Origin of the sequence: Streptomyces sp. NPDC050743 (genome assembly GCF_044456925.1) — a bacterium.
Taxonomy (GTDB): Bacteria; Actinomycetota; Actinomycetes; order Streptomycetales; family Streptomycetaceae; genus Streptomyces.
This window is the reverse complement of the sequence record NZ_JBITGJ010000005.1, coordinates 275,148-289,440: the sequence shown is the minus strand read 5'-3', so window position 1 is coordinate 289,440 and position 14,293 is coordinate 275,148. Positions and strand designations below refer to the sequence as shown.

At 69.6% G+C, this 14,293-nt stretch carries 13 protein-coding genes, 2 tRNA genes and 1 pseudogene; 7 read left to right on the top strand and 9 right to left on the bottom strand.

Annotation, left to right across the window (positions count from 1 at the left end; all coding sequences use genetic code 11):
* Nucleotides 1-831 precede the first annotated feature (831 nt).
* Nucleotides 832-1,023 carry a DUF6274 family protein gene (locus ACIBJF_RS08810; protein WP_399172987.1) on the top strand — a complete coding sequence of 64 codons (192 nt, stop codon included), beginning with the start codon at nucleotides 832-834 and terminating at the stop codon, nucleotides 1,021-1,023.
* A 459-nt stretch (nucleotides 1,024-1,482) separates the two neighbouring features.
* Here ACIBJF_RS08810 and bldC read toward each other — a convergent pair whose 3' ends face one another.
* Both bldC and ACIBJF_RS08800 read right to left on the bottom strand, forming a co-directional pair.
* Nucleotides 1,483-1,689 (bottom strand): developmental transcriptional regulator BldC, encoded by a 207-nt coding sequence (gene bldC / locus ACIBJF_RS08805; protein ID WP_003949541.1) that lies wholly within the window; start codon nucleotides 1,687-1,689, stop codon nucleotides 1,483-1,485.
* Nucleotides 1,690-2,229: 540 nt separating this feature from the next.
* Nucleotides 2,230-3,072: a hypothetical protein gene (locus ACIBJF_RS08800; RefSeq protein WP_399172986.1), complete on the bottom strand. Its 843-nt coding sequence runs from the start codon at nucleotides 3,070-3,072 to the stop codon at nucleotides 2,230-2,232.
* A gap of 199 nt (nucleotides 3,073-3,271) precedes the next feature.
* Between ACIBJF_RS08800 and ACIBJF_RS08795 the strand changes: the two genes are divergently transcribed.
* Together ACIBJF_RS08795 and ACIBJF_RS08790 are read left to right on the top strand one after the other, a co-directional pair.
* On the top strand, nucleotides 3,272-4,378 hold the full coding sequence (locus tag ACIBJF_RS08795; RefSeq protein ID WP_399172985.1) for a Leu/Phe/Val dehydrogenase: 1,107 nt from the start codon (nucleotides 3,272-3,274) through the stop codon (nucleotides 4,376-4,378).
* Between the two features lie 291 nt (nucleotides 4,379-4,669).
* Nucleotides 4,670-4,927, top strand: a complete 258-nt coding sequence (locus ACIBJF_RS08790; protein WP_071380680.1) for a DUF3073 domain-containing protein — start codon at nucleotides 4,670-4,672, stop codon at nucleotides 4,925-4,927.
* 78 nt (nucleotides 4,928-5,005) lie between these two features.
* On the opposite strand, the gene purM is transcribed toward ACIBJF_RS08790, so the two are convergent.
* From purM to purS, 7 genes are all read right to left on the bottom strand, one after another.
* On the bottom strand, nucleotides 5,006-6,073 hold the full coding sequence (purM, locus tag ACIBJF_RS08785) for a phosphoribosylformylglycinamidine cyclo-ligase (RefSeq protein ID WP_399172984.1): 1,068 nt from the start codon (nucleotides 6,071-6,073) through the stop codon (nucleotides 5,006-5,008).
* A gap of 34 nt (nucleotides 6,074-6,107) precedes the next feature.
* The gene (gene purF / locus ACIBJF_RS08780; protein ID WP_399172983.1) at nucleotides 6,108-7,637 is read right to left on the bottom strand and encodes an amidophosphoribosyltransferase; all 1,530 of its coding nucleotides are present in this window, start codon (nucleotides 7,635-7,637) and stop codon (nucleotides 6,108-6,110) included.
* 201 nt (nucleotides 7,638-7,838) lie between these two features.
* Nucleotides 7,839-8,276, bottom strand: a complete 438-nt coding sequence (locus ACIBJF_RS08775; RefSeq protein ID WP_399172982.1) for an META domain-containing protein — start codon at nucleotides 8,274-8,276, stop codon at nucleotides 7,839-7,841.
* Nucleotides 8,277-8,332: 56 nt separating this feature from the next.
* Complete coding sequence (locus tag ACIBJF_RS08770) at nucleotides 8,333-9,130, bottom strand: sterol carrier family protein (protein ID WP_399172981.1); 798 nt, start codon at nucleotides 9,128-9,130, stop codon at nucleotides 8,333-8,335.
* A gap of 191 nt (nucleotides 9,131-9,321) precedes the next feature.
* Nucleotides 9,322-11,580, bottom strand: coding sequence for a phosphoribosylformylglycinamidine synthase subunit PurL (purL, locus tag ACIBJF_RS08765; protein ID WP_399172980.1), 2,259 nt, complete (start codon nucleotides 11,578-11,580; stop codon nucleotides 9,322-9,324).
* Entirely contained in the window at nucleotides 11,577-12,257 is a 681-nt protein-coding gene (purQ, locus tag ACIBJF_RS08760) for a phosphoribosylformylglycinamidine synthase subunit PurQ (protein ID WP_399172979.1), read from the bottom strand. The genes purL and purQ overlap by 4 nt, the downstream gene beginning before the upstream one ends.
* The gene (gene purS / locus ACIBJF_RS08755; protein ID WP_399172978.1) at nucleotides 12,254-12,526 is read right to left on the bottom strand and encodes a phosphoribosylformylglycinamidine synthase subunit PurS; all 273 of its coding nucleotides are present in this window, start codon (nucleotides 12,524-12,526) and stop codon (nucleotides 12,254-12,256) included. Before purS ends, purQ begins: the two co-directional genes overlap by 4 nt.
* Before the next feature lie 310 nt (nucleotides 12,527-12,836).
* Here purS and ACIBJF_RS08750 point away from each other — a divergent pair, with 310 nt between their 5' ends.
* The 4 genes and pseudogenes from ACIBJF_RS08750 to ACIBJF_RS08735 form a co-directional block, all read left to right on the top strand.
* Nucleotides 12,837-13,154: an Lsr2 family protein gene (locus ACIBJF_RS08750; RefSeq protein WP_031164632.1), complete on the top strand. Its 318-nt coding sequence runs from the start codon at nucleotides 12,837-12,839 to the stop codon at nucleotides 13,152-13,154.
* A 204-nt stretch (nucleotides 13,155-13,358) separates the two neighbouring features.
* Nucleotides 13,359-13,430 (top strand) — tRNA-Gly (locus ACIBJF_RS08745).
* Between the two features lie 82 nt (nucleotides 13,431-13,512).
* Nucleotides 13,513-13,585, top strand: a tRNA-Gly gene (locus tag ACIBJF_RS08740).
* Between the two features lie 269 nt (nucleotides 13,586-13,854).
* Nucleotides 13,855-14,277, top strand: a pseudogene (locus ACIBJF_RS08735) (DNA-binding response regulator); the annotation flags it as partial.
* Nucleotides 14,278-14,293 lie beyond the last annotated feature (16 nt).

Genomic DNA, 14,293 nt, shown 5'->3' with positions numbered 1-14,293 from the left:
TCCACGCCAGCCGACACCCGGCCCACCACCCCGTCGAGGCGAAAGCGGCGCCTGCGGCGGAGCCACAACGAGGCACAGCAAACCCCGTCGTGACCCCACAGAGAAGGGCCCCACACAGGAGCCCCACCTCCACGCCAGCCGACACCCGGCCCACCACCCCGTCGAGGCGAAAGCGGCGCCTGCGGCGGAGCCACAACGAGGCACAGCAAACCCCGTCGTGACCCCGCAGAGAAGGGCCCCACACAGGAGCCCCACCTCCACGCCTGACGACACCCGGCCCACCACCCCGTCGAGGCGAAGGCCCGCCCCCGCGGCGAAGCTGCAACCAGACGCAAACCCCGCCAGGGCCGCCAAGAGAAGGGCCCCACACAGGAGCCCTGCCTCCCTACGCGGCCACGTCCGGCCCGGCACCGGGCCAAGCCGGAGGCCGGGCCCACAGCACGGGCCGCAACCAGACACAGCAATCCCGCCAGGGCCGCCACGGAGAGGCCCCACACAGGAGCCCTGCCTCCCTCCCCTCAGGACCCCCACAGAGAAAGGCCCGCACCCGGCAGCGGAAGCAGCCTCTTCCGCATGCCGTCGGCTCCTCCCGCGCCGGTCGGTGCACTCGGCGACCGGTGATGGAGGACAAGGCCCGTTCACAGGGCCGGGGCGGGACTGGGCGGTGCAGCCCCAGGGGACGGGCGGCGGGATTGCCGGACACCACCCCAGCCGAGCGCAGCGGGAGCGGGCGGCAGCGGCACGCGGGGCCGCTCGGCCTTGACGGCGTCACATTCCGTCGGTACCCAGAAGACAGGGTCCGTTCCCCTGTGCGGTCCGCGGAGGTGGCGTATGGCGGCATCGGTCAGGCACGAGACGCGGGCGCTGCTGAGGGCCCATCTGTCGGCCGCCTCGTCCTACCGGCATCTCACCCGCCACTGCCCCATCTGTCACCGCCTGCTCCGGCTGGCGATGGACGCCGGCCCGCTGGTCCCCGAAGCGAGCGACGAGGAAGCCGAGGACGAAAGTCCGCGCAGCGCGTGAGCAGCACCGGCCCAACAACCTTGCCTCCGTGGGACGCTGGAACCGATCGCTCCACTAGCGCACCCGTGCCGTCGGCAACAACCGCCGGGATGTGTGACGGGAGTCACCGCATGAGTTTTTGAAAGGGCGGTACTTACCCCCTTCCTACAACTGGTCAATTTAATATGTGCAATTGCACCCGCCTCAGGGGACATGCACAGCGGTTCCGACAGCCCTGCCCAGACTCCGACAAGGCCGCTCACAGAGGCCCACCGCACCCCCCGACCAGCGCACAAAAAAGATCGCGCTGGACCCGGCGGAGTCCAGCGCGATCTACGACGCACCCTGTGTCGCTGCCTACAACGTTCTCTTCGGCTTGGGCGAGGGCCCTGTTGGGGCAGGTCCCGCGTCGCTTGGAGCTAGGGTTTCGGGCGCCTCGGCCGGTGGGGGACCTGCCGGATTGCCCGCTTATTCGGTTGTTCAGGCCTCGCTGCGCTGCTGCGGGATGCCCGCGAGCAGTGCGCGGACTTCGGCCTCGCGGTAGCGGCGGTGCCCGCCGAGCGTACGGATGGACGTAAGCTTGCCGGCCTTCGCCCACCGCGTGACCGTCTTCGGGTCGACGCGGAACATCGTGGCGACCTCAGCCGGGGTCAGCAGCGGCTCGGCATCAGGGGTGCGAGCGGTCATGAGCGGCCTCCTCGGGAGAACCGAACCTTCTCGGTTCTTTCCTCTAAATTCTGCACCTTGACCCGCGTTGCCCGAAATGGCGGACGCGAGTCGAGTCGGTTATAGGACGAACGGCTTGTCCTCGGCACTACAACTACACCATCTGTCCAGCCGCGTCGGCCAAACCGATGGAATTGCCCTCCCAGGTGTTCATCAGCGACGGAAGCCGATGGACCATGCCATAGCGGACAGTCACGCCACTGTGACGATCAGTCACAGTGGCGATCAGGAGTCACAAGACCCCCCAAAGCGTGCAATGCTGAGATTCCGCCCACAATGGAGCACAGTTGGACGGACGGAGCCCTCCCCGGACTCCTTGTCCTATTTTGGCATGAGGGGCGGCAAGAGGCGCAAGGGCCGTGTAAGTGCCGTCCATCACCCTTGGGACAAAAGTCCAGATCGGGACCAACGTCCCGTCACATGGTCAAGTGGCCTAGACCGTACGTCGTTCGGCGTGGTTTGGGCCGTGACGTACGTCACTCGTCCAGCGTTTCGGGAACTTCAGTTCGCCGAACGCCGGTCCCGGACCGCCCGCCACCGCTCCACGACCCGCGCATAGGCCTCCCCGGCCGCCTCGCCGTCGCCCCGGCGCAGCGCCGCGATGCCCTCGGCCACGTCCGCCGCCGAGTGGTCGCCCTCCAGCTCACCGGCCGGCAGCACATGCACCAGGCCGCCGTAGTCCAGCTCGACCAGTGAGCGCGGGTGGAACTCCTCCAGCCAGCGGCCGACGTCCACCAGGCCGTCGATCAGCGGGCTCTCCTCGACGGCGTCCTTCAGGGCGCGCAGCGCCCGCGCCACCCGCCGCCGGGCCTGCACCATCGGCGTGCGGTAGCGCAGCAGCGGCGGCACCTCGGCGGTGCCCTTCTCGTAGCGCCGCTCCTCGTCGGACACCAGCACGAACCAGTTCAGCGGCACCTGCCAGGTCGCCGTACGGATCCACGGGCGGGCGTCGGGGTTGCGGGCGAGCCAGCGCTCGTAGTCCTGGGCGGCCTGGCGCCGTACGACCGGGGGCAGCACCGCGTCCAGCACCGGCGCCGGAAGCTCCTCCGCCAGCTCGCCGAGCGCCTGCCAGCCGCGCAGCCGGGTCCGCCAGGGGCACACGCAGACCACGCCCTCGACCTCCAGCACGAAGGCGTCGCTGCTCTCGTGCACCGGCACCGCGACCGGCGGGGTGGGCAGCAAGTCGGCCAGGGAGCGGCGCAGTTCGTCCTGGTAGGAAGGGCGGTCGGGGCGGCGGGCGTAGCGGGCCCAGTGGCCGCGCTCCGGCTCCGGGAAGGCGCCCAGCGGCTCGTACACGCGCAAGTACGCGGCATAGGGGACCACCACGGAGGACACCTTCGGCACGCCTGCTCCCTCCCCATCGGGCCCGGCTCGAAACCACTGCAAATCGTGCCATGGTCATGCGTGCGCAAGAGGCGCGGGAGAGTGATCCTGAACACTGCACGGATGGTGGTCGTGCCAAGGCTCTACGCTCATGCCACGGCACCCCGCCACCCGTACGGGGTCCACCCCACTCGCCGCTCTTTACACAGGAGTCACCACAGTGACCGACGTAATTGGCGCACCTGCCGATGTACTGCAGACCCTGTTCCACTCGGACCAGGGGGGTCATGAGCAGGTCGTGCTCTGCCAGGACCGCGCCACCGGCCTCAAGGCCGTGATCGCCATCCACTCCACCGCCCTGGGTCCGGCCCTCGGCGGTACGCGCTTCTACCCCTACGCCACCGAGGCCGAGGCCGTCGCCGACGCCCTCAACCTCGCGCGCGGCATGTCGTACAAGAACGCCATGGCCGGTCTCGACCACGGCGGCGGCAAGGCCGTGATCATCGGCGACCCGGAGCGCGACAAGACCGAGGAGCTGCTCCTCGCCTACGGCCGCATGGTCGCCTCGCTCGGCGGGCGCTACGTCACCGCGTGCGACGTCGGTACGTACGTCGCCGACATGGACGTCGTGGCCCGCGAGTGCCGCTGGACCACCGGCCGCTCCCCGGAGAACGGCGGCGCCGGCGATTCCTCCGTGCTCACCGCCTTCGGCGTCTACCAGGGCATGCGCGCCTCCGCCCAGCACCTGTGGGGCGACCCCTCGCTGCGCGGCCGCAAGGTCGGCATCGCCGGCGTCGGCAAGGTCGGCCACCACCTGGTGAAGCACCTGATGGACGAGGGCGCCGAGGTCGTCGTCACGGATGTGCGCGCGGACGCCGTCCAGCGGATCGTCGACCAGTACCCCGCACGGGTGACGGCGGTCGCCGACACCGAGGAGCTGATCCGGGTCGAGGGGCTCGACATCTACGCCCCCTGCGCGCTCGGCGGCGCCCTGAACGACCACAGCGTGCCGGTGCTCACCGCCAAGGTGGTGTGCGGCGCGGCCAACAACCAGCTCGCGCACCCGGGCGTGGAGAAGGACATCGCGGACCGCGGGATCCTCTACGCGCCGGACTACGTGGTGAACGCCGGCGGGGTGATCCAGGTGGCCGACGAGCTGCACGGGTTCGACTTCGACCGGTGCAAGGCCAAGGCGGCGAAGATCTTCGACACCACCCTGGCAATCTTCGCACGTGCGAAGGAAGACGGGATTCCGCCTGCCGCCGCGGCCGACCGGATCGCCGAGCAGCGGATGGCCGAGGCGCGCGCCGGCCACGCTGCGCACTGAGTCCGTCGCACAGGTGAGCGGTACCCGCCGGTGGGGGCTTGGAGACAACTCTCACTTCCATCGGCGGGTCGTTCCCCGATAAGTGGTTAAAATCGCCACTGACCAGCGAGGACGGGGCGCCTCGAAGGTCTTGGGCACACGCGCGTGCTGCGGGCGACGTACCGTATGGGCGCGGGCTCAGGTACCGTGGAAGCCCTACGGACCGGCCTCTCCACGGAGGGTCCGTTCCGGATCATGAACGCGTGTCAGACTCTGGGGCCGTTGAGCCCCTGTCACCGAGGGGGTCGAGCCATGGGGCGCGGCCGGGCCAAGGCCAAGCAGACAAAGGTCGCCCGCCAGCTGAAGTACAACAGCGGTGGGACTGACCTTTCACGTCTGGCCAGTGAACTGGGCGCATCGACTTCGAGCCAGCCGCCGAACGGCGAGCCGTTCGAGGACGATGAGAACGACGAGGACGATCTCTACTCTCGTTACGCCGACCTCTACGAGGACGACGACGAGGAAGAGGACGACAACGATCCTCACCAACAGCACCGTCGCGGCGCTTGACCTTGCAGTGACCAGTCCGGTCGGTGGCTATGCCACCGACCGGTTTCTGTGCTGTCCGCACGGTCGTCGCCCGCAGGATCAGGCGGCGTAGTCCCCCACCAGCTCCGCGCCCGTCTCCTTGTCGCCGCGGTCGGTGATCTCGCCGGCCACCCAGGCCTCGACGCCGCGGTCGGCCAGGGTCGCGAGGGCCACCTCGGTGGACTCCGCGGGGACGATCGCCATCATGCCGACGCCCATGTTGAGGGTCTTCTCCAGCTCCAGGCGCTCGACGTCGCCGGTCTTCCCGACCAGGTCGAAGATCGCGCCCGGGGTCCAGGTGGAGCGGTCGACGACCGCGTGCAGCGCGTCGGGGATCACGCGGGCCAGGTTGGCCGCGAGTCCGCCGCCGGTGATGTGCGAGAACGCGTGCACGTCCGTGGTGCGGGTCAGCGCCAGGCAGTCCAGCGAGTAGATCTTGGTGGGCTCCAGCAGCTCCTCGCCGAGCGCGCGGCCGAGCTCCGGGACCTCCGCCTCCAGGGCCAGGCCGGCCGTGTTCAGCAGGACGTGGCGGACCAGGGAGTACCCGTTCGAGTGAAGCCCGGAGGACGCCATGGCGATCACCGCGTCACCCTTACGGATGCGATCCGCGCCGAGCAGCCGGTCGGCCTCCACGACGCCCGTACCGGCCCCGGCGACGTCGAAGTCGTCCTCACCCAGCAGGCCCGGGTGTTCGGCGGTCTCGCCGCCCACCAGGGCGCATCCGGCGAGCACACAGCCCTCCGCGATGCCCTTCACGATGGCCGCGACGCGCTCGGGGTGGACCTTGCCGACGCAGATGTAGTCCGTCATGAACAGCGGCTCGGCGCCGCACACCACGATGTCGTCCATGACCATGGCGACCAGGTCGTGGCCGATGGTGTCGTAGACGCCCATGCGGCGGGCGATGTCCACCTTCGTGCCGACGCCGTCCGTGGCGGAGGCGAGCAGCGGGCGCTCGAAGCGCTTGAGGGCGGAGGCGTCGAAGAGCCCGGCGAAGCCGCCGAGGCCGCCGAGGACCTCGGGGCGCTGGGTCTTCTTCACCCACTCCTTCATCAGCTCGACCGCGCGGTCGCCCGCCTCGATGTCGACGCCCGCCGCTGCGTAGCTGGCACCAGTTGTCTCAGACATGACTGTGAGAGCTTTCGTGTCGTACTGCAGGGTGTTACGGGCGACGGATCGCGTCGGCCGCGGCCGTGGCGGCGGGACCGGCCGCCAGCTCGGTCTCCAGGAGCTGCTTGCCGAGCAGCTCGGGGTCCGGCAGCTCCATCGGGTACTCGCCGTCGAAGCAGGCGCGGCACAGGTTCGGCTTGGCGATGGTGGTCGCCTCGATCATGCCGTCGATGGAGATGTAGGCGAGCGAGTCGGCGCCGAGCGAGGTGCCGATCTCCTCGATGGTCATGCCGTTGGCGATCAGTTCCGCGCGCGTGGCGAAGTCGATGCCGAAGAAGCAGGGCCACTTCACGGGCGGCGAGGAGATCCGGATGTGGACCTCGGCGGCGCCGGCCTCGCGGAGCATGCGGACCAGGGCCCGCTGCGTGTTGCCGCGCACGATCGAGTCGTCGACGACGACCAGGCGCTTGCCCTTGATGACTTCCTTCAGCGGGTTCAGCTTCAGGCGGATGCCGAGCTGGCGGATGGTCTGCGAGGGCTGGATGAAGGTCCGGCCGACGTAGGCGTTCTTCACGAGACCGGCGCCGAAGGGGATGCCGGAGGCCTCCGCGTAGCCGATTGCGGCCGGGGTTCCGGACTCCGGGGTCGCTATGACCAGGTCGGCCTCGACGGGGGCTTCCTTGGCCAGCCGGCGGCCCATCTCCACCCGGGAGAGATACACGTTCCGGCCGGCGATGTCGGTGTCCGGGCGGGCCAGGTACACGTACTCGAAGACACAGCCCTTGGGCTTCGCTTCCGCGAATCGGGAGCTGCGCAGGCCGTTCTCGTCGACGGCGACGAACTCGCCCGGCTCGATCTCGCGGACGAAGCTGGCACCGCAGATGTCCAGGGCGGCGGTCTCGGAGGCGACCACCCAGCCGCGCTCCAGACGGCCGAGGACCAGCGGGCGGACGCCCTGCGGGTCACGGGCGGCGTAGAGGGTCTGCTCGTCCATGAAGACGAGGGAGAAGGCGCCCCGCACCTTCGGGAGGACCTGGTGGGCCGCCTCCTCGATGGTCAGCGGCTTGCCGTCCTCGTCGACCTGGGCGGCGAGCAGGGCCGTCAGCAGGTCGGTGTCGTTGGTGGCCGCGACCCGGGTGGAGCGGCTGTTGTTGTCGTTCGGCAGGTCGGCGACCATCTCGGCGAGCTGCGCCGTGTTGACCAGGTTGCCGTTGTGGCCGAGCGCGATCGAGCCGTGCGCGGTGGCGCGGAACGTCGGCTGGGCGTTCTCCCACACGGAGGCGCCGGTGGTCGAGTAGCGGGCGTGTCCGACCGCGATATGACCCTGGAGCGAACCGAGCGAGGTCTCGTCGAAGACCTGGGAGACCAGGCCCATGTCCTTGAAGACGAGGATCTGGGAGCCGTTGCTGACCGCGATTCCCGCGGATTCCTGACCCCGGTGCTGGAGGGCGTAGAGCCCGAAGTACGTGAGCTTTGCGACCTCTTCACCCGGAGCCCAGACACCGAAGACGCCGCAAGCGTCCTGGGGGCCCTTCTCGCCGGGAAGCAGATCGTGATTGAGTCGACCGTCACCACGTGGCACGCCACCGAGTGTAGGCGAGGTCGACCACTGGTCCGAATTGGGGATACGTGCCCTTAACAAGCCCGGGCCCGTCGATCACCTTGTCGGTTTACACGTTTGCCCAGGTCAGCGAGGTGCGCCCGGCGCTCTGGGGGTCGGCGGCGGCGATCAGGGCGGCGGCCGCGGGCCCGTTCGCCGGGTGCGTGAGTGAGGTGTCGCACATCATCCGGGCGCGTTGCGGCTGAGGTGGATGCGGTCACCGTCGCCGTCGGTGAGCGTCAGTTTCGCGTGTTGCGTCTCGGCGACGAGCGTGCCGGTGGTCAGCGCGCGGGCGAGGGCGCGCTCGAAGTCCATCCGGTCCGGGGCGCAGGCCATCCGGGTCGTGCGCAGGTCGCCGAAGGTGATCCGGTCGCCGTGGACGGTGGCCCGCGCGCTGAACTGGTTGCAGCCGAGGTTGCCGGCCGCCTTGCCGTTCTCGTCGATGCGCAGGCGGGCGGACGCGGGCGCGTGCCGGGTCGTGTCGCCGACGGTGAGGCTGTCGACCCGCCAGTCGATGCCGGTCACGGGCTGGGGCACGGTCACCGCACCACTGTCCGTCCTCCCGTTGCCGCACGCCATCGTGAGGACCGCGAGCACGGCGGCCGCCGGTGCGAGGATCAAGCGTTGCTTGTACCGGTTCATGGCGATTCGACGGTAGACCGGCCGGGTCGGTTCCGCTACGCCATCAGCGGCAGCAGCCCCCCGATGTCCGCCCGCTCCCCACTGGCGCTCACCTTGGCCGCCTCCAGGGCGTCCTGCCAGCTCAGGCGGCCGGTGGCGAGCCGGATCCAGGTCAGCGGATCGGTCTCCACCACGTTGGGCGGGGTGCCGCGGGTGTGCCGGGGTCCCTCGACGCACTGCACCACGGCGTACGGCGGCACCCGCACCTCGGTGGAGCCGCCGGGCGCCTTCACGGCGAGGGCGTCGGCGAGCAGCCGGGTGGCGGCGGCCAGGGCCTGACGGTCGTACGGGACCTCCAGGCCGGGCACGGCGGCGTTGAGGTCGTCGGTGTGGACGACGAGTTCGGCGGTGCGGGTGACCAGGTAGTCGTCCAGGGGCAGCGCACCGGCGCTCGTCTGCAGGATCCGGCTGCCGGAGTGCTCGGCGAGCAGGGCGCGCAGGGACCGGTCGATGTCCGTGAGGTAGGCGTCGAGGTCGGGGTGCTCGGCGGACAGGTTCCGGGTGAACTCGTCGATGGCGGCGGCGTTGGCCGCCGTGGCGAACGGCCAGTCGAGCAGCACGGCGTCCGCCTTGGCCGGCTCGGGCAGGGCGAGCGAGCGGTGGACGGCGGTGAGCGCCATGCCGATGTGCACGACCAGGTCCCGTACGGCCCACCCGCCGAGCCGGGTGGGCAGCGCGAGCTGCTCCTCGGTGAGGCCGCGCACGGCCTCCCGGACGTTTGCGAACTGGGCCAGGACCGCGGCGCGGGTCCTGCCGGGGTCGTAGCTGCGGGCGCGCTTCTTGGCCGGTGGCATGGCGGTGAGCCTATGCCCTGACCGCGTAGACCTTCAGGCCGTTTTCGAGCAGGCGGCGGGCCTGATGGCGGTCGGCACCGGCACCGGGCGGCTCGGCGAACGCGGCCCGCCGCATGAACCCGTAGCCGCATGAGAAGGGCCCCGCCCGGTATCCGGACGGGGCCCTTCTTCGGGTGTGCTTGCGGATGCGCTTACGCCAGCAGCGCCGGGATGGTCTCCTCGTGAGCCGTCCGCAGCTCCTCCAGGGTGAGCGTGAACTCGCCCTGGACCTCCACCGCGTCACCGTCCACGACACCGATCCGGGTGGCCGGCAGGCCCCGCGCACCGCACATGTCGTTGAAGCGGACCTCCTCCGAACGCGGCACCGCGACGATCGCGCGGCCCGCCGACTCGGAGAACAGGAACGTGAAGGCGTCCAGGCCGTCCGGTACGACCAGCCGCGCGCCCTTGCCGCCGAGCAGCGCGGACTCCACGACCGCCTGCACCAGGCCGCCGTCGGACAGGTCGTGCGCGGAGTCGATCATGCCGTCGCGGGAGGCGGAGATCAGGATCTCGCCCAGCAGCCACTCGCGCTCCAGGTCGACCTGCGGGGGCAGACCGCCGAGGTGGTCGTGGACCACCTGGGACCAGGCCGAGCCGCCGAACTCCTCACGGGTGTCGCCGAGGAGGTAGATCAGCTGGCCCTCCTCCTGGAAGGCGACCGGGGTGCGGCGCGCGACATCGTCGATCACGCCCAGGACCGCGACCACCGGGGTCGGGTGGATGGCCGCCTCGCCCGTCTGGTTGTAGAGCGAGACGTTGCCGCCGGTCACCGGCGTGCCGAGCTGCCGGCAGGCGTCCGCGAGACCGCGCACGGCCTCCGCGAACTGCCACATCACGGCCGGGTCCTCGGGCGAGCCGAAGTTCAGGCAGTCGGACACCGCGAGGGGCTTGGCACCGGTGGTGGCCACGTTGCGGTACGCCTCGGCCAGGGCCAGCTGCGCGCCCGTGTACGGGTCGAGCTTGGCGTACCGGCCGTTGCCGTCCGTCGCGATCGCGACACCGAGACCGGTCTGCTCGTCCACGCGGATCATGCCGGAGTCCTCCGGCTGGGCGAGGACGGTGTTGCCCTGCACGAGGTGGTCGTACTGCTGGGTGATCCACCTCTTGGAGGCCTGGTTGGGAGAGGCGACCAGCTTCAGGACCTGGTCCTTCAGCTCCTCCGGCGTGGCGGGCCGGGGCAGCTTGTTCGCGTCGTCGGCCTGGAGGGCGTCCTGCCAGTCGGGGCGGGCGTACGGGCGCTCGTACGTCGGGCCCTCGTGGGCGACCGTGCGCGGGTCGACGTCGACGATCTTCTCTCCGTGCCAGAAGATCTCCAGACGGTCGCCGTCGGTCACCTCGCCGATGACGGTGGCGATGACGTCCCACTTCGCGCAGATCTCCAGGAACCGGTCGACCTTCTCCGGCTCCACGACCGCGCACATGCGTTCCTGCGACTCGCTCATGAGGATTTCCTCGGGAGACAGGGTCGAGTCGCGCAGCGGGACGTCGTCCAGGGTGACGCGCATACCGCCGGAGCCGTTGGAGGCGAGCTCGGAGGTGGCGCAGGAGAGACCGGCGGCGCCGAGGTCCTGGATGCCGACGACCAGCTTCTCCCTGAAGGCCTCCAGGGTGCACTCGATGAGGAGCTTCTCCTGGAAGGGGTCTCCGACCTGGACGGCCGGGCGCTTGCTCGGCTTGGCGTCGTCGAAGGTCTCGGACGCGAGGATCGAGGCGCCGCCGATGCCGTCGCCGCCGGTGCGGGCCCCGTACAGGATGACCTTGTTGCCCGCGCCGGAGGCCTTGGCGAGGTGGATGTCCTCGTGCCGCATCACACCGATGGCACCGGCGTTGACCAGCGGGTTGCCCTGGTAGCAGGCGTCGAAGACGACCTCGCCGCCGATGTTGGGCAGGCCGAGGCAGTTGCCGTAGCCGCCGATGCCCGCGACCACGCCCGGGAGCACCCGCTTGGTGTCGGGGTGGTCGGCGGCGCCGAACCGCAGCGGGTCGACGACCGCCACCGGCCGCGCGCCCATGGCGATGATGTCGCGGACGATGCCGCCGACGCCCGTGGCCGCGCCCTGGTAGGGCTCGACGTACGACGGGTGGTTGTGCGACTCGACCTTGAAGGTCACGGCGTAACCCTGGCCGACGTCCACCACGCCCGCGTTCTCGCCGATGCCGACGAGGAGGGCGTCGCTCTCGGGCGCCTTCTCGCCGAACTGGCGCAGGTGGACCTTGGAGGACTTGTACGAGCAGTGCTCGGACCACATGACCGAGTACATGGCGAGTTCGGCGCCGGTCGGGCGGCGGCCGAGGATCTCCACCACCCGCTCGTACTCGTCCTTCTTCAGGCCGAGTTCGGCCCAGGGCAGCTCGACGTCGGGGGTCGCGGCCGCGTGCTCGACCGTGTCCAGAGGCGTCCGGCTCATGCGTTGACCAGCTTCTTGAGGATCGAGGTGAAGAACGGGAGCCCATCGGTACGGCCCGTACCGACCAGCGGCTCGACGGCGTGCTCGGGGTGCGGCATGAGGCCTACGACGTTTCCGGCCTCGTTGGTGATGCCGGCGATGTCGTTGAGCGAGCCGTTGGGGTTGAAGTCCAGGTACCGGAACGCCACCCGGCCCTCGGCCTCCAGCTTGTCCAGCGTGTACCGGTCGGCGACGTACCGGCCGTCCATGTTCTTCAGCGGGATGTGGATCTCCTGGCCGGCGCGGTAGTCGCTGGTCCAGGCCGTCTCCGCGTTCTCCACCCGCAGCTTCTGGTCGCGGCAGATGAAGTGGAGGTGGTCGTTGCCGAGCATCCCGCCCGGGAGGAGGTGGGCCTCGGTGAGGATCTGGAAGCCGTTGCAGATGCCGAGGACCGGAAGGCCGGCCTTCGCCTGCTCGATCACGGACTCCATCACCGGCGAGAACCGGGAGATGGCACCGGCGCGCAGATAGTCGCCGTAGGAAAAACCGCCGGGAAGGACCACGGCGTCGACCTGCTTGAGGTCCCTGTCCTTGTGCCACAGGGCGACCGGTTCCGCGCCCGCGAGGCGGATCGCGCGCTGGGCATCCTGATCGTCGAGGCTGCCCGGGAAAGTGACGACGCCAATACGAGCGGTCACTTGGCCGCCTCCGCGACTTCCGCGGTCTCTTCGACCTTGACGGTGAAGTCCTCGATCACGGTGTTGGCGAGGAAGGATTCCGCAAGCTCGTGGATGCGGGCGAGCGCGGCCTCGTCGATCGGCCCGTCAACTTCGAGTTCGAATCGCTTTCCCTGACGTACGTCGGAGATCCCCTCGAAACCCAGGCGCGGCAGCGCACGCTGGACCGCCTGGCCCTGGGGGTCGAGGATCTCCGGCTTGAGCATGACGTCGACTACGACGCGTGCCACTGGCACTCCCGGTGTGTGGTGCTGAGCAGGTTCCTTCAGACTACCCGCACAAAATTTCTACGCGAGTAGAGTTGTAGGAAACTACGTGAGGCGCATCACGATCGGGTGTCGAAGCCGTACTGCCGTGAAAAGTTCTGGGAAAGTTCCCCAGTCCGCCCCGTTCACCTATTGTCTTCGGACACGCGGACGGATTTAGTCGGGCTTCACTTTGCATTGCCGAGCACTGTACAAATGAATTGGCAATAGCCGATACTCGGCACGTCATCGCCGGTGAGCTGTATCGACGTGCCGCATGAAGGGACCGATATTCGTGGCGCAAAAGGTCGTGGTCACGCTCTTTGACGACATCGACGGCTCGGAAGCGGCGGAAACGATCGCCTTCGGACTCGACGGGAAGTCGTACGAGATCGACCTGAACGAAACCAACGCCAAGAAACTGCGCAAGGCACTCGCGCCCTACGTCGAGGCCGGCCGCAAGAGGTCGCGGTCCGGCAAGGCGTACAAGCAGACGGAGGTCGCCCCCGACCCGGCGGCTGTCCGCGCCTGGGCCCAGGCCAACAAGATGGACGTCCCCGCCCGCGGACGCATCCCCAAGAAGGTCTACGAGGCGTTCAGCGCCGCGCAGTGAGGCGCGGGGGAGCCGTGACGAGCGGCCGGCCGCACCAGCCCGCGAAGGGGCAGTCCTCAGGGTCCGTCAGCGGACCCTGAGGGCCGCGCACTTGGGCATACCGGGCGCCAGGGGGAAGCCGACTTGCGCCACCCCCCTGTTGATCAGCTAATGTTTGGAGCACGCCGAGGGGCGAGGCCAAAAGGCCGAAACCCCGAGGAGCGTGCGGGTGTAGTTCAGTAGCAGAACATCCCCCTTCCAGGGGGAAGGCGCAGTGTGCGATTCCTGTCACCCGCTCCGGCACCGGTTGTCACGACCACTCTTGTGGATCAGGTAGGCTGGTGCTCGCACCGATCGGTGGGAGCCGGTCGGGAGCAGTGCGGACGTAGCTCAGTTGGTAGAGCGCAACCTTGCCAAGGTTGAGGTCGCGAGTTCGAGCCTCGTCGTCCGCTCGGGAGAAAGACCCCGGTCCACTGGACCGGGGTCTTTTCGTTGCCCGTGGTCCGCGCCGGCCATTGTCGTGCCGAGCGATGACACCGCCGGATGCCGGCCCCGGGTTGAACTCACGGGTGCGCCGGGTGCGTTTGACGGCGGCCGGGATCGATGGCGAGGTCCGAGCGGAGCGTCCAGTGACCTCGAACCCTGGTGACAAAGGTGCCGCTGGGAAAGAAAGTGAGCGTAGTCACCTCATGAGCTCACCGGTGCCGCTGTGGCTCGCCGAGGTGTGAAGGCCGCCACATCTCCGCGCGCCGGACCGCCTTCCCGCCGGCTGCCGATCGTCACCGGGTACGGGCGGCCCGGCCGCCTGAAGCGGCGCTCGCGGCCGGTGTGCGCGGGTTCGGCCCGAAGAAGGTCGGCGCCCAGCGGCTCGCCGGGATCATCCAGACCGTGCACGCCGGAAACCGCTTGTGCAGCCTCGGAGTTGGCCGCCGACGCGATCTCCGCCGGAGATTCCCCGCCGGCCTCGGGGGAGGCCGCGGCGGTCGAGCCGGCCGCCGGCGGCGCGCCGGTCGCAAAGATCGTCCGACGGGCCGCGCCGTCCTGCGGGACCGTGCGGAATCGCCTCTCCTCGGCCGTCACGAAACCCGACGCCGAGAATCGCCGTGCGGCGGTGCGTCTCACACACGAGCGAGGTTGGGTATAGTTGCTCTCGCGCCACG

Coding starts and splice junctions, on each gene's coding strand:
- ACIBJF_RS08810 (WP_399172987.1), top strand. CDS start 832: ATGGCGGCATCGGTCAGGCACGAGACGCGGGCGCTGCTGAGGGCCCAT.
- bldC (WP_003949541.1), bottom strand. CDS start 1,689: ATGACCGCTCGCACCCCTGATGCCGAGCCGCTGCTGACCCCGGCTGAG.
- ACIBJF_RS08790 (WP_071380680.1), top strand. CDS start 4,670: ATGGGGCGCGGCCGGGCCAAGGCCAAGCAGACAAAGGTCGCCCGCCAG.
- purM (WP_399172984.1), bottom strand. CDS start 6,073: ATGTCTGAGACAACTGGTGCCAGCTACGCAGCGGCGGGCGTCGACATC.
- ACIBJF_RS08770 (WP_399172981.1), bottom strand. CDS start 9,130: ATGCCACCGGCCAAGAAGCGCGCCCGCAGCTACGACCCCGGCAGGACC.
- purL (WP_399172980.1), bottom strand. CDS start 11,580: ATGAGCCGGACGCCTCTGGACACGGTCGAGCACGCGGCCGCGACCCCC.